The sequence below is a fragment of the Acidobacteriota bacterium genome, assembly GCA_016208495.1.
Classification (GTDB): domain Bacteria; phylum Acidobacteriota; class Blastocatellia; order Chloracidobacteriales; family Chloracidobacteriaceae; genus JACQXX01.
Genome location: JACQXX010000091.1, coordinates 149,749 through 174,098, shown reverse-complemented (window position 1 = coordinate 174,098; position 24,350 = coordinate 149,749). Strand labels below are relative to the sequence as shown.

17 protein-coding genes are annotated in these 24,350 nt (G+C 51.4%); 10 read left to right on the top strand and 7 right to left on the bottom strand.

The window, feature by feature from the left end; all coding sequences use genetic code 11:
• Positions 1-2: 2 nt before the first annotated feature.
• From HY774_19000 to HY774_18980, 5 genes are read left to right on the top strand one after another with little or no spacing between them, the layout of a single operon-like run.
• Entirely contained in the window at positions 3-1,385 is a 1,383-nt protein-coding gene (locus HY774_19000) for an alpha-glucosidase C-terminal domain-containing protein (protein MBI4750577.1), read from the top strand.
• Between the two features lie 12 nt (positions 1,386-1,397).
• Entirely contained in the window at positions 1,398-1,946 is a 549-nt protein-coding gene (locus HY774_18995) for a sel1 repeat family protein (GenBank protein MBI4750576.1), read from the top strand.
• 6 nt (positions 1,947-1,952) lie between these two features.
• A complete protein-coding gene (locus tag HY774_18990) occupies positions 1,953-2,519 on the top strand; it encodes an MOSC domain-containing protein (GenBank protein ID MBI4750575.1) in 567 nt (188 codons plus the stop codon).
• Between the two features lie 21 nt (positions 2,520-2,540).
• Positions 2,541-3,185, top strand: a complete 645-nt coding sequence (locus HY774_18985; protein ID MBI4750574.1) for a C39 family peptidase — start codon at positions 2,541-2,543, stop codon at positions 3,183-3,185.
• A 24-nt stretch (positions 3,186-3,209) separates the two neighbouring features.
• Positions 3,210-4,025: an alpha/beta hydrolase gene (locus HY774_18980; protein ID MBI4750573.1), complete on the top strand. Its 816-nt coding sequence runs from the start codon at positions 3,210-3,212 to the stop codon at positions 4,023-4,025.
• A gap of 139 nt (positions 4,026-4,164) precedes the next feature.
• Here HY774_18980 and HY774_18975 read toward each other — a convergent pair whose 3' ends face one another.
• From HY774_18975 to HY774_18960, 4 genes are all read right to left on the bottom strand, one after another.
• Entirely contained in the window at positions 4,165-4,980 is an 816-nt protein-coding gene (locus HY774_18975) for a DUF1963 domain-containing protein (protein MBI4750572.1), read from the bottom strand.
• A gap of 9 nt (positions 4,981-4,989) precedes the next feature.
• Positions 4,990-5,844 carry a hypothetical protein gene (locus tag HY774_18970; GenBank protein ID MBI4750571.1) on the bottom strand — a complete coding sequence of 285 codons (855 nt, stop codon included), beginning with the start codon at positions 5,842-5,844 and terminating at the stop codon, positions 4,990-4,992.
• A gap of 3 nt (positions 5,845-5,847) precedes the next feature.
• Positions 5,848-6,249, bottom strand: coding sequence for a hypothetical protein (locus HY774_18965; protein MBI4750570.1), 402 nt, complete (start codon positions 6,247-6,249; stop codon positions 5,848-5,850).
• A 200-nt stretch (positions 6,250-6,449) separates the two neighbouring features.
• Entirely contained in the window at positions 6,450-12,482 is a 6,033-nt protein-coding gene (locus tag HY774_18960) for an alpha-2-macroglobulin (GenBank protein ID MBI4750569.1), read from the bottom strand.
• A gap of 329 nt (positions 12,483-12,811) precedes the next feature.
• Between HY774_18960 and HY774_18955 the strand changes: the two genes are divergently transcribed.
• Entirely contained in the window at positions 12,812-15,634 is a 2,823-nt protein-coding gene (locus tag HY774_18955) for a hypothetical protein (GenBank protein MBI4750568.1), read from the top strand.
• A 422-nt stretch (positions 15,635-16,056) separates the two neighbouring features.
• On the opposite strand, the gene HY774_18950 is transcribed toward HY774_18955, so the two are convergent.
• The 3 genes from HY774_18950 to HY774_18940 form a co-directional block, all read right to left on the bottom strand.
• Positions 16,057-16,935, bottom strand: a complete 879-nt coding sequence (locus HY774_18950; protein ID MBI4750567.1) for a DUF4384 domain-containing protein — start codon at positions 16,933-16,935, stop codon at positions 16,057-16,059.
• A gap of 157 nt (positions 16,936-17,092) precedes the next feature.
• On the bottom strand, positions 17,093-18,364 hold the full coding sequence (locus tag HY774_18945) for an RRXRR domain-containing protein (GenBank protein MBI4750566.1): 1,272 nt from the start codon (positions 18,362-18,364) through the stop codon (positions 17,093-17,095).
• Positions 18,365-18,657: 293 nt separating this feature from the next.
• Positions 18,658-20,787: a protein kinase gene (locus tag HY774_18940; protein MBI4750565.1), complete on the bottom strand. Its 2,130-nt coding sequence runs from the start codon at positions 20,785-20,787 to the stop codon at positions 18,658-18,660.
• A 180-nt stretch (positions 20,788-20,967) separates the two neighbouring features.
• Here HY774_18940 and HY774_18935 point away from each other — a divergent pair, with 180 nt between their 5' ends.
• The 4 genes from HY774_18935 to HY774_18920 all read left to right on the top strand — a co-directional run bounded on the left by HY774_18935 (position 20,968) and on the right by HY774_18920 (position 24,294).
• The gene (locus tag HY774_18935; GenBank protein ID MBI4750564.1) at positions 20,968-21,519 is read left to right on the top strand and encodes a hypothetical protein; all 552 of its coding nucleotides are present in this window, start codon (positions 20,968-20,970) and stop codon (positions 21,517-21,519) included.
• Between the two features lies 1 nt (position 21,520).
• Positions 21,521-21,916 (top strand): transcriptional regulator, encoded by a 396-nt coding sequence (locus HY774_18930; GenBank protein ID MBI4750563.1) that lies wholly within the window; start codon positions 21,521-21,523, stop codon positions 21,914-21,916.
• 32 nt (positions 21,917-21,948) lie between these two features.
• Positions 21,949-22,683 carry a di-trans,poly-cis-decaprenylcistransferase gene (locus tag HY774_18925; GenBank protein MBI4750562.1) on the top strand — a complete coding sequence of 245 codons (735 nt, stop codon included), beginning with the start codon at positions 21,949-21,951 and terminating at the stop codon, positions 22,681-22,683.
• A 114-nt stretch (positions 22,684-22,797) separates the two neighbouring features.
• Positions 22,798-24,294, top strand: coding sequence for a DUF4173 domain-containing protein (locus tag HY774_18920; GenBank protein MBI4750561.1), 1,497 nt, complete (start codon positions 22,798-22,800; stop codon positions 24,292-24,294).
• Positions 24,295-24,350: the final 56 nt, after the last annotated feature.

Genomic DNA, 24,350 nt, shown 5'->3' with positions numbered 1-24,350 from the left:
TCATGCGCAAAACAGTTTCCTGGCTCATCACCCTCTGCCTTTCAATCTTTGCCAGTACAGATTCAACACTCGCCCAAAAGAAACACAATCCATATACACCCACACCCTATGTGACGCTCAAGCACCCGGAATGGAGCAAGAACGCCACCATCTATCAGCTCAACACCCGGCAATTTTCCCAGGAAGGCACATTCCGGGCGGCTGAAAAACAACTTCCGCGATTGAAAGCACTTGGGGTAGACATTGTCTGGCTGATGCCAGTTCATGAAATTGGGGTCAAGAATCGCAAGGGCACACTTGGGAGTCCCTATTCGGTCAAAGATTACTACAGCGTGAACCACGAGTTTGGGACGCTTGATGATCTCAAACACTTTGTGAAAACGGCGCACGGGCTGGGAATGTACGTCATCCTCGATTGGGTCGCCAATCATACGGCCTGGGACAATGTCCTGGTCAAAGAACATCCTGACTGGTACGAACGCGACTGGAAAGGTGACCTCCGCCCAACGCCGTGGTGGGACTGGGATGACATCATTGACCTCGATTACCAGAAAGAGGGACTGCGCAAGTACATGACCGACGCCATGAAATACTGGGTCAAAGAAGCCGATATTGACGGCTATCGGTGTGACGTCGCTGGCTTTGTCCCGGTTGATTTCTGGGACAATGTCCGACGCGAACTGGATCTTATCAAACCGGTGTTTATGCTCGCCGAATGGGAATCACGCGACCTGCATGCCAGAGCGTTTGATATGACCTACGCCTGGAGCTGGAACGAAACCATGCACAAAATCGCCAAAGGTCAGGCTGATGTCAATGCGCTCTTCATTTACTATTCCTGGAATGAAAGTTCGTTTCCTCCCAACAGCATGCGCATGACGTTTGTCAGCAACCACGACAAAAATTCCTGGGAAGGCACTGAGTTTGAACAGTTTGGCGATTGCCTCGAAGCCGCGATTGTGCTCTCGGTTGTCGGTGAAGGACTGCCTTTGATTTACAATGGCCAGGAAGCCGGAAACCCACGACGGCTCAAATTCTTTGAAAAAGATCCGATTGAGTGGAAAGAACACCCACTCGGCGACCTTTATAAAAAGCTCTTCGCGCTCAAGAAAAAGAACACCGCCCTGTGGAATGGCAAATGGGGCGCGACCATGATCAAAGTCCCCAACAATGTCCCAACCAAAGTCTTTAGCTTTATTCGCCAGAATGAAAAAGAAAAAGTCTTTGCCGTAATGAACTTTTCTGATAAACCGCAAACCGTGACCTTTAGCGAAACCCTGTATCAGGGGAAATACACCGACTATTTCAGCGGAGAAACCGTCGAATTTCCGACCACAACCCAAATGCAATTAAAGCCCTGGGCGCATCGAGTCTTCGTGAAATAGTGGAGAATCCTTATGGTTTTAAAACAAGCGTTTCCCCATGTGGGACTGGCCATTTTGGCGCTGTTTTTCATCCCAGTCCTCACTTTTGCTCAGTCTACCACCGAAGATGCAAGCAAGTTTACTGAGCTTCTGAAACGAGCATTTGATGGTGACGCTGGCGCAATGAATGAAGTGGGTATTGCTTACGCTGAAGGAATAGGTACCAAACCTGATCAGAAAAAAGCGGTTGTGTGGTTCCAAAGGGCAGCCGAGCTTGGGGACGCACATGGGGCGGGAAATATGGGACTCCACTCCTTGAATGGTGCCGGGGTCACACGCGACAAAATGCAAGCGGCAAAATGGTTTATCATTTGCCATTCGTTGGATGGCTTACGGTGTTTCCCCGATGATTTTGTCGGTCAATTAAAGCTCTCAAAAAAGCAATACCGGATTGCCTGGAAAACAGCCGAAGACTGGCTTCGGGCACGTCCAGATTTGAAAAACAACCATGGAGAACGCCCCTGGTTTGGCAAAAATGATTACCCGCCTGACTTCGAACCAAATCCAAAAGACCGTCCTTAAAAAAATATGAATGACCAAACTCTGATTGTCTGTGACGCCATGCGTGAATCTCCCAAAGATGGGGGCACGCTCCGAATGATTGTTCGCCGTCCTGCCGTGGACGAACGCGAAGTCCTTGAAACTGGTCAACTTGATACCAATGAAGGACTCGTCGGCGATACCTGGAAACAACGACATAGCCCCCGGACGCCGGATGGTTCACCACATCCCGACACGCAAATCAACATCATGAATGCCCGCGTGATTGCGCTCCTGGCAGGCAGTCAAGATCGCTGGGCTCTGGCCGGAGACCAGCTTTTCATTGACCTGGATTTGAGTCTGGAAAACCTGCCGGCTGGAACACAACTTGAAATTGGCGACGCACTGCTGGTCGTCACCGATCAACCCCATACCGGATGCAAAAAGTTCTCGGAGCGATTTGGCCCCGAAGCACTCAAACTGGTCAATACGCCTGAAGGCCGCCAGCTCAATCTGAGAGGAATCAATGCGCGGGTGATTCGTTCGGGGCGCATCCAGGTCGGAGACACGGTCAGAAAAATCTGCTACCAGGCATCAGCCGCGACATCAGAATAGCTCTGGCACCAAGGTAATCGTATGAAAAAAGCGTTTCTCTTCGCAGGCATCGGGTTTGGATTGATCGCCCTGGTTGTGGGAGGCGCGTTTCTGCTTGCCCGTCAACCAGCCGAAAGCAAGCCGATACCATCGGTTGGAGGCACACCTCAAGTCAGTACCGGAAGCGGAACGACGCAACTGGCGACCACGGCTGGCACGATCCCCTACTACCTGCAACACGATCCGAAATGGGGTTCGCAAACCATTGGCGGCAGCCAGGAAAGTATGGCCGCCGTCGGATGTACCATTACCTGTGTCGCCATGGGGCTTTCAGCCCTTGGACATCCAGTGGACCCATCCCAAGTCTGTGGCCAGTTGAAAAATCGGAATGGCTTCACCGAGCGCGGATATCTGATCTGGAGTAAAGTCGGAGAAATCACCAATGGAAAAATCCAGATTGGCATTCCCGAAGTCAGCCATGCGGTGATTGATGCCGAACTTGCCAAACGCCGTCCAGTGATTGTGAAAATTCTGCTGGCGCCGACGATTCCCCACTGGGTTTTGATTGTCGGCAAAGAAGGTCAGGAATATCTGGCCATGGACCCGCTCAATGACGACAAACGGCTGGTCAAGCTTTCAGAACTATCGAATTCGATTGAGGCCATTCGGGTGTTTCGTCGCTCTTAATCTCAATGTGAAAAGGACACACCGATGAGTCAAGACACACCCCAGGATCATATTTCACGCAAGCTTGTACTCTTTCAATTGCCAGACCAGGATCGGGTCACAATCCGGCAAGATCTTGCCTTTCATACAATCGGTGACGATGTTCTCACCCTGGACCTCTATGTTCCGCCGGATGCACAGTCAGGCGATTTATTGCCAGCGGTCATCATTGTAACCGGATACCCTGATTTGGGTTTTCAGAAACTGGTTGGGTGCAAATTCAAGGAGATGGGGTCTTCGGTTTCCTGGGGAAAGTTGATTGCAGCTTCAGGAATGATTGCAATTACTTACACCAACCTCGAACCAGTCGCAGATATCCACACACTGCTCCGATTTGTGCGGCAATCAGCACCTGAACTTGGAATTGATGCCACCCGGATCGGACTCTGGGCGAGTTCCGGCAATGTTCCCCTCGCGCTTGCCCTCCTGATGGAACCTGACTTTCAAGACGTGCGGTGTGCTGCATTCTGCTACGGATACACTCTTGACCTGGACAACTCCACACACGTGGCTGATGTTTCCCGGATGTTTGGTTTTGCCAATCCAGGCCAGGGAAAGTCAACGGCGGACCTGCCACGGACAACACCGTTGTTCTTTGCCAGAGCCGGTCAGGACCAGTGTCCGCACCTGAACGACACACTTGACCGGTTTCTGGTTGACGCTTTACGGTGCAACCTGCCGGTTTCTCTGATCAATCACCCAGAAGCCCCGCATGCCTTTGATTTGCTTCACGATAGCCCTGAGACCAGGGAGATCATCCAGCAAATCCTGCGGTTTTTGCGAGTTCACCTGTTGAAATAAAACCAGTTTGTAGTCAGTAGTCAGCAGTTAGTAGCTAGCAACCAAAAGTTCATTAAACTCTTCTAATTGAATCATTTAACTGTTTTTTAATGTGAGTATTTTATTGAGAAATGGTATTCACTACTCGGAAATGATGGATTTAATGACATTGTATCCGCAAGCAAACCTGATGACGATGCGCCGGGCAGAAAAACAGATAGGCGGTTCCACCATCAGCCCACATCAGGCTTGCTTCACGGAGACTGGCAACTTGAGCCAGCAGCGACATTCGAACCGTACAGTCAGGGCAGGTTGGTGTTTCGTCACAATCGGCCTGGAGCCATTGGGGATAGCCTCCGACCATTGTCTGTCCAGAACCAGCGACCAGCGGGAACGAGTTCTGGCCAGAGATTTTGTTGATCAATGAAACATATTCATCTGTGGCTTCCGTCAAGGCATTCAACCAGTCCATTCCTTCCAATTCTTCCAACTGATACCTGGTCTGAAGAGTGGCAAAGTACTGAGGGCAATAGTGTTCAAGCCCGGTCCAGTCTGGAGCACACAACGCAGGTTGCATGACACCCAAAACTGGTTTAGTCAGTCGTTCCTGCTGGTGTGGGTTGTCCAACCATTCGACCGTATCAACCCTTGGAGTCTGATGAATGATTAAACGCCAGCCATCTCCTTCAGACGTATCCCAGGGAAAGCACGACCAGCAATAGAAAAGTGAGAACCAGACCGTTTGTTCTCGCTCTGTGACAAACACACCAGACGCATCAAGCTGGCAAATGAAGTCCAGGGCGCGTTGACACGTTGAACACACTGGCCAGGGCGTACCTTTTTCAAGAAATGGTCGTCCGCCAAACCGGTTCAGGAGAATGTCAGCGTCTCTGGTCTTGGGTTGAGCGAGTTCAAAGACTGAAACTGGTTGTATGACGGATTTGAGTTCATCGGCATATGGATCACATTGAGACATAACAGCGCGCTATCCTTTGTTCACAATGGTTTCAATGAATTTTCGAGCCTTGTCTTGATCAGTTTTCTTTTCTGAAAACCAGAATTGGAATGCGGCGCCGGAGAAATATCTTTCATTTGGGTAATGTGGTTGAATGATCTCTTCCGCCAGATTGGGTCGGTTCAAAATTTTGACCAGCGCTTCGTAACTCAACGTGCAGTCTGCTGGATTGTGTGAACCCAACTTCTCCAGAAATGGCTGACAACAGACTTTCAATTCAGCCTGACCACGATACTGCAACCGGCAAGTTCCATTACCAACCAGATCGGCCAGTACTTGAAAACAAACCACATCCCCATCGCTGAGAAGTTCGCTCAATTCCTGTGTATTGAGGTCCAAATGGGGTTCTTTGTACTCAAAAGGATCATGAAAAGCATAGAGCACAGCCCGCCGAACTATGATATTTCGGTCCTGCAGTACGATTTGTTTGAGCCTTTTGACAATATCTGGATGTAATGGGGCGTCGGACTCCAAAAGTTGACAGGCTGTTGATATACGAACTTCCGGGCCAGGATATGAAAGGAGCAGGCGTGCCAGGAGTGGGTTCGCTCTGCTTTTCTCACTCATGTCAATTGAGGGTCTGGCAAACCCCATTCCGCCTTTATATCCTGCTGGCGTCACTGATATCCATCCATCACCAGAACTTACGTCTGCGGGTTTGACTTCAAAGGGTGCAAGTCCCCGTGCTTCACATTCTTTGACATAGTCATAGGTGTAAAGCAGAAAGCACGAGACGGCAATTATCAAAATCAGACTCAGCACTCCGCCAGAAAAGAAAAGGTATTTTAAAACGATGAAACCAAGCCGCTTCCACTGGGGGCTCATAGATCACACCTGCTGTTCCAGCTTCGAAAATGCCGCCACGATGTTGGCTCGATACTCCACTTTGTAGTCTGGATCTGGTCTCAGTTCATCAATTTCATCATCGTACACCTGCAAAATCGTTTTCTTCCATCGCGTTACTTCGTGAGTGGTCGGACCGCCTCCCTGGCCCATGCTTTTGAGAAAAACCAGTAGCCTTGGGTCACCGGGTTTGATTTCACTACACTGGCTGGTCTCCAGAACCGCTGTCAGCATGGCGATGTACCCCATCGTGGAATCAACGTCTTCAACACCGAAATCATCGCCTTCAATAAATTCCTTGATGGCGGCGAGAATGTAATCAAGCACATCCCGCCGGACATCGAGCGCTGAGTCATTATCAAAAATGCCGGAGCCGAAACTTCCCATAAACCAAATTTTCCTTTCGCTTTGGCAACGCCGTACTCAACGGCGCAAGGTTTGATTTCGATAAGGAACAAAAAATCTAAAGCTGCGTCAAGCCGCAGCACTCCACATCTGAAAAAAGTTGAAGGGCGGTTCTCAATCAAAACTGCCCTTGCTCTCTTTTAGAATTCAAAACCCCGAACCCTGAACCCTGAACCCTGGATTTATTTGTCTTTGCGTTCGTCCACCGTCAGTCGAATTTCCGTGCTGTTTGATTTGATTTCCGGCACGTACATCGCGTGTGCCATTAGCGGTAAGGCGTGGAAAATGCCTGGGACTTCTGCCCGCAGATCGTACTTGATCTGCCACACCCCTTGCGGCAGCTTGCTGACAAACATGGCCACTTTCCGGTCTCGGAGTTCCTGATACACCCATTGCTGTCGATTGGTGTAGTCAAACTTCGACAATCCCAAACTGTGTTCCAGCAGATTTTTCCCACGCAGTTCCGGCTGGATTGCGTCGGCCCGGAGTTCCCTGGCATACAGGGGTTCTCCGCTCCGGAGTTGCACCGCTTCCAGTCCGGCGGGTTTCAGGTCTTCAAAGAGCAGGTATTCATAGTCGTTTTTGGTCTCAATCGTGACCACGACTTCCACCCGGTCGCCACTGGTCAACGACTCTCCGTCTTTGAGCGGAATCCGGTCATAGACATAGCCTTTCAACAACGTCGGGCGCGCCACCAGTCGGAAGTATTCGCGATTGACAAACATCTCGTTCCCGGCTGGCGTCACCGGGTCTTCGGTGCTAAAGAACGTGGTCTGGGCTGAAAAATACAGCGGCCCTTTCCCTGATTTGCGCACAATGTTGATGTCGTTCAGGCCGTTGCGGATGAACTCTGGATTGATCTCAAACCGGCTCGGCGCACTCAAAGCGTCTTCCGGTGTAACGGTTTTGGTCACAATTGACCGGCCATTGACCAGCACTTCGTAGCTTATTTCGCTTCCAAGTTCTTTGGTTGCTTTGAGATAATCATTGAGTGCCAGCACGGTAATTGCCGTATCACGGGTGTTGCTCCACTGGGCGCCGCGCCGGTTTTTTACCAGCCAGTTCATGGTTTGTTCGACCAGCTTGTTGTTTGGATCAATTGCCACCAGCGCCCGCAAGGCAAACGCCGTGGTTTCAACCGGACTCTCTGACCAGTGCCAGTACAGGCCATCCGAACCCCAGTGCGCGGTGCCCACCACCGATTCATCCGAAGCGTTTGAATTCCGCTCCAGGACACCAACGTCGGGCGTAGCGTCCAGCTTGACGCCGTTCACCAGATTTTGCGCCACCACGCTCGCTTTGTGTTTATGGTCAAAATTGATTGCCGCCAGAGCCAGCAAACTCAACGTGTAGGCGTTGAGCCGTTCACGGTTGAGCCACAGGTTTGAAAAAGCTTTGGCGTGAAACGCCGTCGGAGAAATCCCCTGCTTCGGTTTGTAATATACTGACAGTGCATGCAGCATCCATGCCTGCATGTCGTAATGGGTTTCTTCCTCGACGATTTCTTTATCCAGAAACTCTGCCGCGCGTTCCATCACCTCAGGCTTGACTGGAATTCCAGCGTTGCGGGCTTCGGCCATTCCCCAGAGCACATAGGCGGTCATAAAGTGATCGCTGCTGCCTTCTTTCCACCAGCCCCAACCGCCATCTGAATGCTGAAAATCGTAGAGCCGTTCCAGCCCCTTCCTGGTCATGTCATCGAGTTTGCGCAAATCCTGCGGGGCTCTGGAGTGGGTTTTATCGGCGGTTTCCGGTTCAATGCCACCAAAGACTTTTCCCATCACCGATTCTGGTTTTACCCCTAAATCATTGAGTGTTTTCGCGGTTATCACGGCTGGCAGGAAACGGCTCATGGTCTGTTCCGTACAGCCATACGGATAGTCAATCAGGTACGGCAGGGCATCCAGCATCGTCACGGCCATGCTTGGCGTCACCTGGACGCTCATCCGGGTAGTTTCGGGTTTGCGCTCAACCGGAAGCTCCAGTTTGATCGTCACACCATCGCCGCGAAGTTTTCCAGATCGGGCGAGCAGTTTTTCAATCCCGTGCTCAAAAATCGGATAGCTTCGCTCCATGGCATCCGCCAGTTGACCGCTTCTGGCCGTAACTTTGACTTTCGCCGTGCCTTTTTCCTGGGCTGAAACGACCCAATCAGCCCGTGCTTCGCTGTTGGCTGGAACTTTGATGGACGCTTGCTCGCCTTTGACAAACTGTCCGTTGACGACAATGCCCGAAACCACAATGCCTTCGGCGGTAATGGTCGGCATCACGGTCAAGTCTTTGCTGGTATTGTTGTTGATGACGGCAGAAACCGTCGCCAGATCCTGCTCGACAAAGAAGCGCGGTGCTTGCAACCGCACGATCAATGGTTGTTTGGTTCGGGTTGTTATTTCGCCGATGCCGGTCTGGGTGCTGGTGGTAAATGCCCGCGCCACGGCTTTCCACGACGTCAACGTGTCTGGATAAGTCACTTTCACCACCGCTTTCCCCTGCGCATCGGTTCGGATATCCGGCTGCCAGAATGCTGTCGCCCGGAAATCATTGCGCACCACAACTGATGGCTCTTCTTGAGTTTGTCTTGCATCTAATGAAATGGCCAAGTCGCCCTTGCTTGCATCTTGTTCTCCATTAGCTTTTCGTTTAAAAAGCTTTTCTTCAGTCACCATTTGGCCGCGAAATTCATTGGTGCGAGAGGCGTCACCGAAGCCAAAGCTAATTGATTGTCCTCCTGCAGTGCTAAAGCCAATTCCGCCACCATATCCTCCTCCCCTACCTGGACCAAGTCCTGAGCCAGTTCCCATCCCCTTTCCACTTCCAGTTCCATATCCAATTTGGTCAATTCCATCAATCAACAGATTGCTCTCATCTGCAGGCTCTGGTGGAAGCACTTTGGTATAAGGTTTGAGCTGGAATGAATTGAAATCTTTCACCAAATCCAGGCGTTTGCGGCCATAGAACCAGGCTCGCGGGTCAGCGGCATAGTCACTCTGGATGTACAGAACTGATTCGTCCGACAGGCCAAGCGCCACTTCGGCTGAAACAGGCCGATTGCTGGAATCGCGGGTCGTCACGGTCAACGTGCCTTCCTGACGGGCCTGATACTCTTCACGATCAGCTTTCACATCCACTTTCAGGAAGTTTTCTGTTGGCGGAACAACCAGTTCAACTTCGGCACCGACCACCTGATATTCGTTGACCATCACGGCGGTCATTTTCACGTTTGGAACATGTCGGGCATCAATCGGAACTTCAACCAGCCGGGTAGTTCCAGTCACATGAACAATCTGATGACTGTAAATTTCCTCGCTTTCCACCGTGAACAAAATATACCGGTCGTTCACAGGTGAAGTCAGCAACACCGGCATCGTACGGCCCACCTGAGCTGTGTCTTTATCCACAATGATTTGAACCTGTTGTGGATGGAAACCCAGGTCCTGATTTGCCGTCGTTGAAACCCAAATCTGGGTGGCAGCCAGCACCGGACGCTGGTCCTGGTCGGTGCTCGCCCAGTTGATTGTGTAGTACCCTTCCTGCGTGGCGGTAAACATCAGTTCACCGTTGCCTTCCGGATTGGTTTTGACGGTTTGTTTGAGCACTTCGTCGCGTTTGTAGCCCCGCGCCTTGAGCTTCCAGGGTTTTTCACCCTTTGGAACCTGGAGCGGGAACATCGTTCCGGCGGTTTGCAGCTTGCGCAACTCATCGCCAGTCACTTCACGTCCGGTTGGATCAACCCAGATTTCACGCCACGTTTCGCGCCAGATGGTCACGGTTCCTTCGGCTTCAACGGGCGACGAATTGGCATCAATCGCCTTGAATTTCATCATTACCCGATCCTGCGGTTGATAAATCCAGTGATCGGCTCGCGGGTAGACATAGTACCGCTGGCGGGTGACCCGAATTTTATCGCTCCCGATGATTTCACGCCGCGAAGCATCGGTCACGCGGGCTTCAACGCGATATTCAAAATCCTGACCGCTATCGCGTGGGGTTTCAAATTTAAGCGTGGCTTTTCCATTCAGGTCAGTTTTGATTGTTTCTTGTTTTACGGTCTGACCATTTCCATATTCGGAACTTCGGCGAGAGGAATTCTGATCGGATTCCTCATAAAACCACGGAAATTCACGCGGTTCTTGCCAATACTGGTAAAACGGCTTCTGGTAGACAACCACCTGAACCGTCGCATTGGCCACCGGTCCGCCGAAATAATACTCCGCCTGAATCGTGACTTCGACTTCATCACCCAGCCGGAAGGTCTTTTTGCGTCCATTTTCCTCGGGCGCGCTGACCGAGACTTTAAATTCCGGGAGTTTGTATTCTTCCATTCGAAAGAGCGTGGCCGCGCCAATCGTGAGGGTGCGTCCATCGGTCCAGAATGTGATGCGATATTCCCCAAGCGGCATGGTTTCGGTCAGGTCCAGTGTTCCCCAGGCACTGCCAAACTGATTGAGCGTGGCCTTGTCGGCTTTGACTTTGGTGCCACGTGGGTCGGTAATTTCATACTCGACGACCTGATTGGCGGGTGTGGTGTAGGTTTGATCACTCTGATTGCGAACCAGAAATTTCCAGTTCACCGTCTCGTTGGGCCGATAAGCAGGCCGGTCAGTAAAGGCATAAACTTTCCATTTGGCTGATTCACTTCGGTTTTCGTCGGAGGCGACGCAAAATGCCTGATGATCCTGGCTTTTTCCAGCCACAAAGATTCGGTGATTGTAGTCGGTGTGTGGTACCAGACTGATTTGGGCCAGCCCGTTTTGGTCGGTTTCGAGCTGATAATCACGACTTTGCCACGCATCGTTTTCATAATATTGATCCCACATGCGCAGTTGGGCGCCCCCGAGTGGTTTCCCATTTGCCGCATCCGTCAAGAAGGCAATCACCTTCGTCGGCGAAGTTTTGATCACGAGCGAAGCATTGGTCACCAGGATCAACTCGCGGGATTTCTGCCCACCGGCTTCAGCCGTGATGAGATAGGCACCAACAGGAAGCTTTTCGTCCAGTCGAAGTGTTTCGGAGCCGGGCTTGTAATCACCCTTCTCACCGGTTTCTTTGGTCCAGGATTTCACTTTGGTTTTGGCCGAAAGCGCAATGGTCTCCAGCCAGTTGTCAACCTGTTGCTCGCCAGCTTTGAAAACCACGTCCTGGGTCAAATTGGTTTTATATATCGCCAGATTGATCTGTTTGACGTTACGCCAGCTCAACGAGTATTCAATTTCAGACTCTGGCAGAAAAATATTTGAGACAGAAACTTCCACCACGGGTTGAGTAATGGTTTTGATTTCTTCCTGGGCATCGTCGAAAAAACGGGTTTCGCCTTCCTGGAATTCGGTCGTCAAGCGGCGGTAGAGTTCGAGGGCTTTGACAAAATCCGGCTTTTGCGTCCAGCCGGTTTGCTCACTCCAGGTGATCACCCCGGTGTCTTTCATCCATTGGGCATAGGCAAACAAGGCGTCGTCATACCAGTCGGTACTTTTGCCGGGCTTGAGCGCCTGTTCAAACAAAGCTGGAACCCGTTCCCGACGGTCCATTTGACCACCTTGATAGCGATAGGTGGCGGCCAGCAAATAACTGGCGTGAGCTTTGTCATTTTCGGTTTGGGCAATGGCCAGGGCATTGGCGGCAACTTCCAGCGGCAACGAACCATAATAGCCATAATAATAATATTGATCTGCCCAGCCCGGTGATGACATCCGAAACACAATCTTCAGGTAGCGGTCACGAGCCACGTCAATTTCAGGTGAGCTGGCCCACCAGTCGAGGGCCTGCTGGTAATATTGCCAGCCCTGATACCAGTTGTGGGATTGGCGGCGTAACCACCAGAAATCACCGAGCGACTCCTGAACTTCAACCCAGACCAGGTCGCGGTCTTCCGAACGCTGAATGTCACGCACCAGGGTGTCAAGCTGCCGTTGCGCCCGGTCAAATTGTGAGATATCAGCGGTTTCAGTTGCTGCCTGCGAGCGCCACAACGTGTCGGCCAGTCGAAATTGTACCCAGCGCGATTCAGCCAGAGGCAGGAGCGCCGGGTTGATTTTGGCGTATTCGGCATTTGCCAGGGCGTAGGATTTTTCCTGATACAGCTTTTCGGCCTGGGCTTTGAGCGTCTGGTACTGGCGTTCATAGTCGGTCTGCTGGGCGTGAGTTGACAGTTTCACAAACAAACACCCAACTCCGATCAATACAACCAGGAGCAAAACTATATTTTTTGCACGTTTCATGCGTGACCTCTGACCAATTTGAGAATGATGGTTCGTTGTGTCTGGAGAAAGGGAAAAAAGCTGGAATGTCTGGGCTAGAGTAGTGCAGATGGTTTGTTCCGAAACACAACCCTCTCTTTAGTCGCGCATTTTCCGGGGAAGTTCCCATTTTTGGAATTAACTTTTCACTCCACGCCAACACAGAAGCACGCCTGAGCTTCTCCCAAACTATTCCGCAGGTTTCTTTCCTGAAACTCAAGGGTGTCTCTGTGTGGCGATGGGGTTTCCTGAGGAACTCATGCCCACCGAATGCTTTATCACAGCTTCAGATTACAGGAGCGATTCAATTTATGATGTTACGCCGCTTCTTTTTATTGTTTTTCGCCGTATTTTCCGTGTTTCAGTTCAACCTGTTGCTTTCCGCAGTCCAGGTGGGCGCCAGTTGCCGTCCCAACCGTCAAGCGATTCACCACCCACTTTCCAGGGGCCCCCAGCCTATTCCCAGACGCCCTCGGCAAAACACTGCCAATGAATTGACCGGTAAGGCCAAACAGTTATTTGAGCTCGCCAAAGCTGCCAATCCAGAGCGAGTTCAGTTTGCACTCGATAAGGGAGCGAAAGTAGTTCCAACACCGGATGGCGAAAGTTTTGTTGTCACCTGGGAGCCAGTGAGTCCAGCCGACAAAAAGCCCGTGATGGTGGCCTTACACGGCAGCACCAGCTTTGCGTTCGATGAATTTTATCTGTGGTACCCCAGCCTCGAAAAACACGGTGTGGCCATGATTGCACTCCAGTGGTGGTTCGGAGAAACCGGAACGGATCGGGATTATTATCTGGTCAATGAACTGTATCCAATTATGGAGACCTTTCTCAGAGAACGTGGCCAACAATCAGGCACGGCCATTTTGCAGGGATTTAGTCGGGGCTCGGCCAATAGCTACGGCGTAACTTATTTTGACCGCGATACTGGAAACAATTATTTCGGGATGACTTTCTCGCTTTCTGGAAGCGCCGAGCTTGATTTCCCACTCTATGCCGACATTGAAAGTGGTGCACTGGGTGAAAAAGTATTTGCCAGGACACACTGGGCACTATTTTGTGGTGGAAAAGACCCAAATCCCGAAAAAACCGGCTGTCCGGGTATGGAACGCACCGCCGACTGGCTCAAAAAGCACGGTGGTTCCATTGACCTGATGTTTGAGGACCCAAACCTGGCCCACGGCGGGTTTAACTGGAACTCCGAAGGAACAGACACGTTCTTCACCTTCTTTAAACAGCTCATCGGAAGCCAACCCAACCAGAACGAACGTGAAACATTTGTAATGAAAGGTTTTTGTGTTGGTGCGCTGGCTGGAAACGAACCTCCGAAAAGCGGGTCCTACCTCATGCCAAACATTCAGCGGCTGGAGAATGGAAGCTATCGAATGTATTACAATCGGTCAATGTTAGGTGATGACCAGATTAAATATGCGGAATCTCCAGATGGGGTTACCTGGACGATCAAAGGCACGATTTTAAAAGGGTCTTCAAATCCAACTGATCGAACCTTCATGTTTGGTGGTCCGAGCGTCGTGAAACTCGTGGATGGCCGATATCGGATGTATTACCGATGTGCACCAAAACAGGAACAAAATCAGCCGCCCAAATACCACGTCCTGAGCGCGATTTCCAACGACGGCATTACTTTTACCCAGGAATCGGGCGTTCGGATTGAGATTATTCCGCATGATCCAAACAGTCAGTTTCAGTTGGCCGGGCACGGGGCGTTTTATCGCCTGAAAGACGGGACATTTGCGGCTATTTTTTCAGCCAACCCGGTCAGCAGCACCAACCAGCCAAGTGACCTGTACCTGACGACTTCGCCGGATGGATTGACATGGGGGAATTTCAAATTGCTCTATAAGGGATTTCACGATCCGACGGTGGTGGAAAAGGATGGAAAATTCTATCTCTACACCATGTATTTACATTTCTATCATGCCCGAGGGATCTCAGAAGACGGCGTCACCTGGCCAACTACGTTGGATGAAATTCTGCTTTCTGACGAAGCTGGCACTGATTTAACCCAGTCCCGTGCCGGAGTTGGCGATCTTGGCGCCGCCATTGCGCCGGATGGAAATATCCGCATCTATTCAAATTATGGCAACCCTTCAGAAACAATTGCCTATTTCGATGTAAAACCGTCGTCGTCTCCGTCGGACAACGCACCAACGGTCAGGCTCGCATCACCCAACGGCGGCGAACAAGTCGTGCTCAATGCGCCACTTTCCATCTCCTGGACCAGTTCAGATGATAAAGGTGTGATGGCCCATTCGATTGGGCTTTCAAGTGATAGTGGCACAACATTCCCAACCACGCTGGCAACCGGCCTTGATGGATCCGCCACCAGTTTTTCAGCGACGCTCCCAACCACAATGAATTCGACCACTCGGGCACGGGTGAGAGTTACCGCCACCGATACCAGCGGGAAAACCGGATCCGATACCTCAGACGCTGACTTCTCGATTTCAGCGCCAAATCAAACCGATACCGTCGCGCCAGCCGTCCAACTTTTGTCACCCAACGGAGGCGAACAGGCAGTTGCCGGGGCAAACCTGACGATTCGGTGGAATTCGAGTGATAACGTTGGGGTTCGATCCCAGGCCATCCACCTCTCAACTGATGGAGGCACCTCGTTTGCTCTTCAACTCGCCACGGGACTGCCAGGCAATGCGACGTCGTTTGCAGCACAACTCCCTTCAACTCTGGCCACGACTCGCGGCAGAGTTCGAGTCTCAGCCACTGATCAGGCTGGAAACAGCGGAACAGATATGTCGGAGGCTGATTTTACGGTTACAACCCCTGCACCAGACGATACAACACCGCCTTCGGTACGGTTGATTGCTCCGAATGGCGGTGAGAAATTAAAACTCAATCAATCGTTTTTGATTCAGTGGCAATCCAGCGACAATCTCGAACTGGCCAGCCACGACCTGTTTGTCTCAACTGATGGTGGCGCCAGCTATCCCAATCTGATTGCCACCGGATTACCGGCTTTGGCACAATCGTTTGCCTTTACCGTTCCATCAAACATGGCAAAGACGAAGACGGCAAAGGTTCGCGTGGTGGCAGTGGATAAGGCTGGTAATCGCGGGCAGGATGATAGCGACGCGACCTTCCGCATCAAGAAATAAAGGCAGAATGAAGAAACCATTTAGTGGTTAGTGGTTAGTGGTTAGTGGTTAGTGGTTAGTGGTTAGTGGTTAGTGGTTAGTGGTTAGTGGTTAGTGGTTAGTGGTTAGTGGTTAGTGGTTAGTGGTTAGTGGTTAGTGGTTAGAAATCAATACTTTCGAAGAAAAGTCAGAAGCCAAGAACTAATCACTAATCACTAATGCCAGTTAAGAGTTGAAGCCGTTTTGGTTCTCAGCCCACGAAGTGGGCGCCGGCTCGTAGCCCAGGGCGAGTCTTCGAGCCCTGGGAATTCGGGTCATTCCCCACTTTTTCCCCGCCCGGCCAGCCGCTTCGCGGGTTCAAATCCGCTTATTTTTTCAACTCTTAACTGGCATCACTAACCACTAACCACTAGCCACTAGCCACTTTTTTCATTCTCAATTCTTCACTTATGAGTTAGATCAACTTCGGTTACCAGATTTTCTTTGTTGGCTGACTGATTCATCAAAATAACCGAAGGCGCTGGCGCGCCCTTTGGCAACCCGAGCGAACGGGTCAACGAGGTTTGTTCAAGCTTCGTTTGCACTGTACCGGCATTGCTGTTGGTGGAGACAATTTGTGCTCCAGTTTTTTCATTCCGAATTTTGGCCCACAGTTCTTTACTCGGAGACCATTGAAAGCCATTTTCATTCCCAGCGTATTTCTGGACCAACTCCTGGCCAATGGGAATTCCAGTGATTGGCTGCCGGGCAATAATGATTAAAAGCCGTTCTGTGGTTGGAGCACCATCAAAGACAAACCATTGATTCCTCTGATTTGCGTCGGTACTGGATGGAACCTCATAGGGCACGTGTGCTCGAACAGCATTGGATCCAGCTTGCAAGCGGGGATCTGGAAATAAGAGTTGGGGGTTTTTGTCCTGTTCGGTGTGAAAAATATATAAAAATCCATCTATATTGGGCTCAAGCAATATTCGAATCGCATCACCAGTCACAAATTCTCGGTTGGTATCAACCCGAACTGGCTGATCCTTTGGGCCCTTCATAAAAAGTGTATACCCTAACCCAACGGCTGTGCCAGGTGTCGAAATAGCCAGGTTATGGGAACTGGCGGTGGGCTCCGTTGACCCAGAGCTGGTGACATCTGATGTTTTCTTTTTTGGAACTGCTTTTTTGGGTTTGGGTTTCGCGGCAGTTCCGCCAGGGCGAGTACTTAGAAAACTTCCCCGCACTTGATCTTGATTCTTTTGAACCGCCCAGATAGCTGACGGAAATACCATCAATGAAGCAATAACCACAATGCGAACCACGAAATACTTCAACATACACCTGATTCTCCAATTGAATTGTCTACAATAACGAACTTAAACTTGGGTAAAACAAACTGGGCTTTACCCAGGACTTGCACAAATCGCTTTTTTGCCGTTCGGTCACAGAATGAAAAAAGAAGCTCAAGGCCCAATTTTTGACAGAACTGCATTTTCATCTTATTTTCGGCGTGGAGACCCGGTCCTTGCTGGGCCGGGAGGAAACGCCGTTCCTGCTTTGAATTAAAGTTGTGTTTCGTGCGGTCAACCGGACACAGTTGGTTTTGATGTTGACGCTGTTGGTCAGCCGAGTCCCGTCAATCGCACCCACGGCGAAATACCCACTGCTGCGCTTGCCGGTGACAAACCCGATTCCCTTCACAGTTTGAATCAAATCAAACTTGCGCAACCCAAACAGCTTGCCGGTTGGAATTCGTTGCTGGCTGTGTTTGCCGGTGGTTTGCTGATAATCGCCCTGGCTGACGTGACGTTTGACGAAACTATTTCCGTTCCCGGCTTCGACCGCTTCGCCATCCTCGCAACAAATCGCCATCGCATCAGTGGTGTGAGACTTGGGCAACTTCAAGAACTGCTCGCGCTTGTATTTGGTTTCGTAGCCGAAGGTCGGTTCAAATTCCCAATCAGATTGCTTGAGTTGGGCGGCGATCACACCCACTTCGGTTGCGTGTTTGGTCACATTTCGTTTCGGTTTGATCTCAAATTTTCCCTGGTGCAAATCCTGATGACAGGTCAGGCACAGCGTGAGGAGATTTCCAGGCTGGTTGCCGCCCTGACGACGCTTGAACTGCACGTGATGAACATTGAGTTTGACGCTGTGGGTGATCTTTTGTCCGCTTTGACACTGGTGGCCGTCACGGTGCGGCACATACGCTTTGACGTGATACCAGTCCTTGAGCAGTCCATTTTGATATTCGACTCCCGCTACCTCCGGATTGACCAGTTTGTGAATGTCGAAACTTGCCGTTTCCACTTTCCACCTGGTCACCGGCACCAACCGTTCCACTTGTCGGCGTTCCCGAAGGTGCGATTCGACTTTGCCGCGGATCGAAGGCGGCAACCGGCCTTTGCGGCGCGATGCCCCACGATTTTCAAATCTGGCTGCCCGGTAGCGGGTCTTTCGACTGCGGCGGCTGCGGCGGTACATCTTTCGGTGTTCCATCTTACGTGAAACATCGGTCCGGAGTGTGACTTCCGCCTGATACACCACGTTCCCGTTCGCCACCGCCGCCGTTCCAACCCTGGCACTTCCCGTATCCATCCCGGCTACAACCTCTTGCTTGTATCCCGATGAACCGAACCGCAGTTTGATGGTAAACGGTGTTTTCCGAACCACTTTCGCTTTCCCCGCTTTGAGCAACAACCTCGCCTTGGCCGGATTGGTCGGCATCAGCGGTTTGCCATGACAATTCAAAACATAAACGAACATCGCGTTTATTCTTCCTTTCGGAGTGATGCGTACCGGTCTAACTGTGACCGCCGACCGGATTCGACTTCCTCTCGACCGGATTTAGGAAGGTTTGCCTATGACAGGCACTGGAACTGACTCCCATTCTGGGTTTAACCTGTCACCGTAGTGCGGCGGACCGCAGGCAAATCCGCCGGTACCTATCGATTCTTCCCAATCGTTTCCCGTGATTTGCACGGGGGTCTGGTCAACTGGAGCTTGAACCAATCTCCCCACACCGGCCATCCGGCAGGATGGCGTCGTGGCGACACGACTCAAGCTCGGCCCTTGAGGGCCGAGCCTGTTGACTTATGGTTGATCTTGACTTCGAAGACAACTGGTTTCTTCTGGTTCTGATCTTTTGGTTTCAAAACCAACAACCTTGGTCCAGGTTGGGAAATGATTTTGGTCTCAGCCTTGACCAAGAAAATTTGAAGGGCCTGCCATTCCTGCATTTCCTCCGGTGTGAGAATGGAACCCGGCTCTCGATTCCAAAAGGTTGGAACTTCAAGCTGAACCGGGGAGAAAATCAGCGTGTATGTTTCTACTCCCGGCTGATTGTCAAGCTTGATCCAGAAGTGCTCTTTCTCCGGGAAGATATAGTCCTTACCGCCTGGAAGCACATTCACATGACCAGGTTCCCCCAGCGACTGCACGTTGGTCAAAAAGGTCATGAGTTGGTTGTTCTTCCCTGGGCCAAGAATATAGAGATACCCAAATTCAGATGATTGGAAACCAAATTTAAACTCAGTGCCGGACTGAAGTTCCGGCTCATTGGCAAATTGCTCCGTGGTCGCGCTACCTGTTTTTTGGGAAACGGTTATCCAGAATTGGAGAACTTCGGTGAGAACCGGAGTGGTTTTTATTGGTACAGGAGGAGTCGAACGAGGAATGTTCGTCCGTGGCCAAAAAATTACGCCAGCCACAATGACCATCATAATCCCTGCCACCATGGCAACCAGTACCTGGTTCATCGTGAACCTGCTTTCACTGATGGCAGGCTTTTCCACCAAGGCTCCAATCACGTTTGCTGAGTCAAGCTGGGGAGACTCTGCAATGAATACTTGCTGGACGGGTGAAGGATCTGAAGTTTCGGGGTCCAACTTGAGGGTTGGCGCGGTTAGCGCAGGCGCCGCCAACGGTTTTGAAGTGGAAATTGCTTTCTTTGGCGGATCCTTCCTGATGGGTGCGCGCGTGGTTGAAAAATCAGGCGGCGGCACCATCTTTTGAGCTTGCGAGGGTGTCGGATCCAGCATTGTCACCTGGGCATCGGGTGTACCAGCCGTCTCCCGCAATTGATCACTTTGCGAATTTTCAGCCACATCAAGCAGGGTTTTTGTGGCGCCTTTCTGGCGTGTATCCTGACCAGGGTTGGTTGGTTGGGCATCAGTGTGGACGAAAAGCGTCAGGGCGGCTTCCTGTTCATCGGTTACCGGTCCCCCAATGCCAATATTTAATTCAAGGATGGCCTGTCGGAGCTGCTCCATAAAGGCGAGCATGGTCGGAGGTCGCAGGTTTCGATCCTTTTCCATGGCCCGTTCAATAATCCGACTGAAATTATATGGAATTCCACTCCGTAATTCATGAAGCGGTTTGGCCTTTGTGAACGTGTGCAGATAGGCCAGGCTTTCAAGTGTTTTTCCCTCAAAAGGTCGCTTCCCGCTGATGAGTTCATACAAAATGATTGCCAGGCTATAGATATCTGAGCGACCATCAATGTCCTCGGTTCCGTCCCATTGTTCAGGAGACATGTAAAAGGGCGTTCCCAGTAACTGGCCAGTCATAGTCAGCGCCGTCACATCGGCGCTTTCCCGGATTTTGGCAATCCCAAGATCGAGCAGTTTCACCATTGGCTTTCCATCAGCATCAGTCCCAATCATGATGTTGTCCGGTTTTAAATCCCGATGGACAACGCCGCTTTGGTGGGCTGCCTGGAGCGCGCCCATAATCGGCTCCAACAGGTAAAAGGCTTCGGTGGCAGGTAAGGCTCGCCGTTTTTTTAATTCTTTGGTCAGCGTTTGCCCTTTGACGTACTCCTGAACCATATAGAGCAAGCCATCGCTGGTTTCCCTCAAATCGAAAACGGCTACGGCATTTGGATGCCGAAACAGTCGAGCCGCCTGGCCTTCCCGCACAAATCGCCGCTGATATTCCGGGTTCCCACTTAAGTGCAATGGCAAAATCTTGATCGCCACCATGTCCCCAAGCCGACTGTGCCGGGCTCGATAGACAGCGCCCATGCCGCCTTTTCCCAGGAGTTCTTCAACCTGATACTGCCCATCGAGCAAAGTTCCCACCAGCGAATTCAGGTCAAATTCCAGGACCTCGCTATCCGCCGGGCAGAAATTGATCGTCGCGGCAAATGTCTGCTTGCAGGTGGGACAGATTTTTCCAAGAGTGGACATAGGCGAAAGACTCCAACAAGGGATAAAACTCAATAAATGAAAGCCGGGAATTTCGCAAGAGGACTTTATTCCAAAAAGTACTTGTCAACAATCAAGAGCATATGCAACTATCCGCCCGTGGCTGCGATTCATCCATTTCCAAAACAACCAAATGACCCACCAGCACTCCACGCGCGTGCGATGGATAACTTGCGCTTTATCCGCGAAGCAATGGAAAATGCTTCGGCGTTTACCGCAGTGCCCGGCTGGGGAGGTGTCTGGATGGGCATTACGGCCCTGCTGGCGGCAACCTGGGCGGCAAACCTGTCATCACCGACCCGGTGGCTCCAGGCGTGGCTGGTCGAAGCCGGCGTGGCGATTGCCATTGGGTTTGGCATGATGATCCGAAAAGCACGAATCGTAAACATTTCTTTATTGTCCGTTCCCAGCCGGAAATTTGTGTTGAGCTTATCGCCCCCACTGCTGGTTGGCGGATTATTGACGGTGGTGATGTATCGTGCCGGCCTGATTCACATAATCCCAGGACTGTGGCTGCTGATGTATGGAACTGGAATCGTCACCGGAGGCGCATTTTCGGTGCGCATCGTACCACTGATGGGGGTGTGTTTCATTTCGATTGGGACCGTGGCTTTGTTTAGCCCGCCAGCCTGGGGCAACGCATTTATGGCGGCAGGATTTGGCGGACTGCACATTATTTTCGGCCTGATCATTGCCAGGAAGTACGGAGGTTGATATGGCAAAACACAACGCACTGGCACGGGAGTTAAATCTCCACGCCAGTTCAGAGACTCCCAAGCTCCAGGAAATCCCTGGAAAAGCCCCAACCGAAGCAAGCGCCCTCGAACTCGACCGGCTCATCCACGAACGGATGCGTCTGGGCATCGTGAGCGCCCTTGCGGTCAATGAATCCTTAACCTTTAACGATCTCAAAAAATTGATGAACACCACGGACGGGAATCTGAGCGTCCATGCCCGAAAACTTGAAGAAGCCAACTACATTACCTGCACCAAATTTTTCGATGGGCGACTGCCCAAAACTGAATACCGGCTCACCCAGTCTGGTCGTGACGCCCTGGAACGATATCTCAACCACATGGAAACGTTGATTCAAGCCATGCGCCCCCGCTAGGGCGCAGGCAATTTTTTTTGGAGGTTTACTTTATGAAACAAAGCACTTTGACACAAACAGAACTTCATGGAATTCACGTCGCCATCATTATGGACGGCAACGGACGGTGGGCGACTCAGCGCGGACTGCCTCGCGTCGCTGGTCACCGGGCTGGAGTTGAAACTGTCCGCCGCATTGTTGAGGCCGCGCCAAATGCCGGAATCAACATCCTGACGCTCTATGCCTTTTCATCAGACAACTGGAAACGACCTGCACCCGAGGTCACAGCCCTGATGCAATTGCTCCGGGCTTTTTTGAGACGTGAAGCCGTGCGATGTGCCCGCCATGGGATCCGCCTCGAAGTCCTCGGCCGCCGAGACCGGCTCCCAGCACCAGTGGTTGAGGAAATCATCCGCGCCGAAAAACTTACCTGCCAGGGCAATCGGTTGCACCTTCGAATTGCGGTGGACTATTCATCGCGAGATGCCATCCTGCAGGCGGTTCAAAAGATAGCCACCCTTCCTGAATTGACCCGCGACACCTTTGCCACACTCCTTGGCCAGGTCCACAACAGTCAATCGGCAGCCCCTGATGTGGATTTACTCATTCGCACCAGCGGTGAGCAACGGCTGAGTGATTTCCTACTTTGGGAGTGCGCCTATGCCGAATTTTTCTTTACCAAAAGCCACTGGCCTGATTTCCAGGTGACGGAGCTTGAAGCTGCGGTGAGTGATTTTCGGCGTCGTGACCGACGCTTCGGTGCCCTTCCACAAGCTGTGGCAAGCTAATTGCCCTGTTGAATCAAACACTGGCAACTGATTTCGAAATCACCTTTAATTCTCCTGGAATCAATAGTTTGAAAGATTCAACCAATTTAATTTCAGTTCACGGGAGCAACTGATATGGATTCAAAAATGCGGCTTGGCTTGGAAGTACTTATCGTTTCTCTATTCAATGGCCTGACGGCGGACCTGCTGCTGCGGGAAATCCCCTGGGGGGCCAATATTTTTTTATGGGTGGCTGGGTTTGGCGGCTCACTGCTCTTTCTGACCTACCGATGGTGTCAGGAAAAAAGAACCAGTGACCACTGGCTGCTGCTGATGGCGGTCGTTTTCTCAGCCGCCTGCGTCTGGCGTGATTCCCCGACGCTTCGAGGACTGAATTTGCTGGTGACGGCGATTGCGGTCGGCTTGTTAGCCCGTCCCCAGTTGATAGCTCACCTGAGACGGGCTGGGGTGATTGAGTACGGTCTCAATCTTGGGCTGGCGTGGCTCTCGCCAATGATTGGCCCCACCTTTGCTTTTTCTTCTGAAATGGAATGGAAACAAATTCCACGCTCGAAATGGACCAGCCAGGCATCAGCCATTGTCCGTGGGGCCGTGATTGCGCTGCCGTTGTTGCTGCTGTTTGGAGCGTTGCTGGTCTCAGCCGACGCCACGTTTGAACGACTCGTCAATCACTTCTTCAATTTTGACCCAGCCGAACTGATTGTTCATGCCGGGTTAACGCTCATTGTGGCCTGGCTGACAGGTGGACTGATTCAACGAATGTTTCTTGACAACGGACCGGGGCTGGCACCGTCAACGCTGTTACCGCTTAGTTTGCGCAACCTTGGCATTACCGAGGTCGCCACGGTTCTCTCCCTATTAAACCTTTTATTTCTCAGCTTTGTATTGATTCAGATTCGCTATTTCTTCGGGGGCGCGGCACGAGTTTTCACGACCTCTGGATTGACCTTTGCCGAATATGCCCGGCGTGGTTTTTTTGAACTGGTGACGGTTGCGGCGCTCGTCTTGCCGGTTTTGCTGGCCCTGCACTGGATGCTCAATCAGGAAAACCCCGCTCACGAGCGGTTGTTTCGCTGGCTGGCTGGGTTTCAAATCGTGATGCTCCTGGTGATGATGACATCAGCACTCCAACGAATGATGATCTATCAAAAAATGTACGGGTTAACCGAGCTGCGGGTCTACACGACGGCATTTATGCTCTGGCTAGCTGTGGTTTTTGTGTGGTTTGGAATGACAGTCTTGCGTGGGCAACGACAAACGTTTGCCTTCGGCGCCCTTGTGACGGGAATTCTGGCAGTGGGAATTCTCAATGTCGTCAACCCTGATGGGCTGATTGCTCGCACCAATCTCGCTCGGGTCTCTGAAGGTCGCACCGTTGATGCCGTTTACCTGACCCGGCTCAGTGCGGATGCCGTTCCAATTGTGGTGGACCATCTGGATACAATCCATTTGGAACAACGAGTCAAAGTCGCAGATTGGTTGATCACCCGGTGGACACCAGCCGAAAACCTCACCTGGAGATCCTGGAATCTATCTCGCTCAAAAGCCTGGCAAAAAGTGTATGACCGAAGAACTGACCTTTGTGCCCTGGCTTGCCAGCCAGTGGAATGAAGAATGAAAAAAGTGGTTAGTGGTTAGTGGTTAGTGGTTAGTGGTTAGAAATCAAT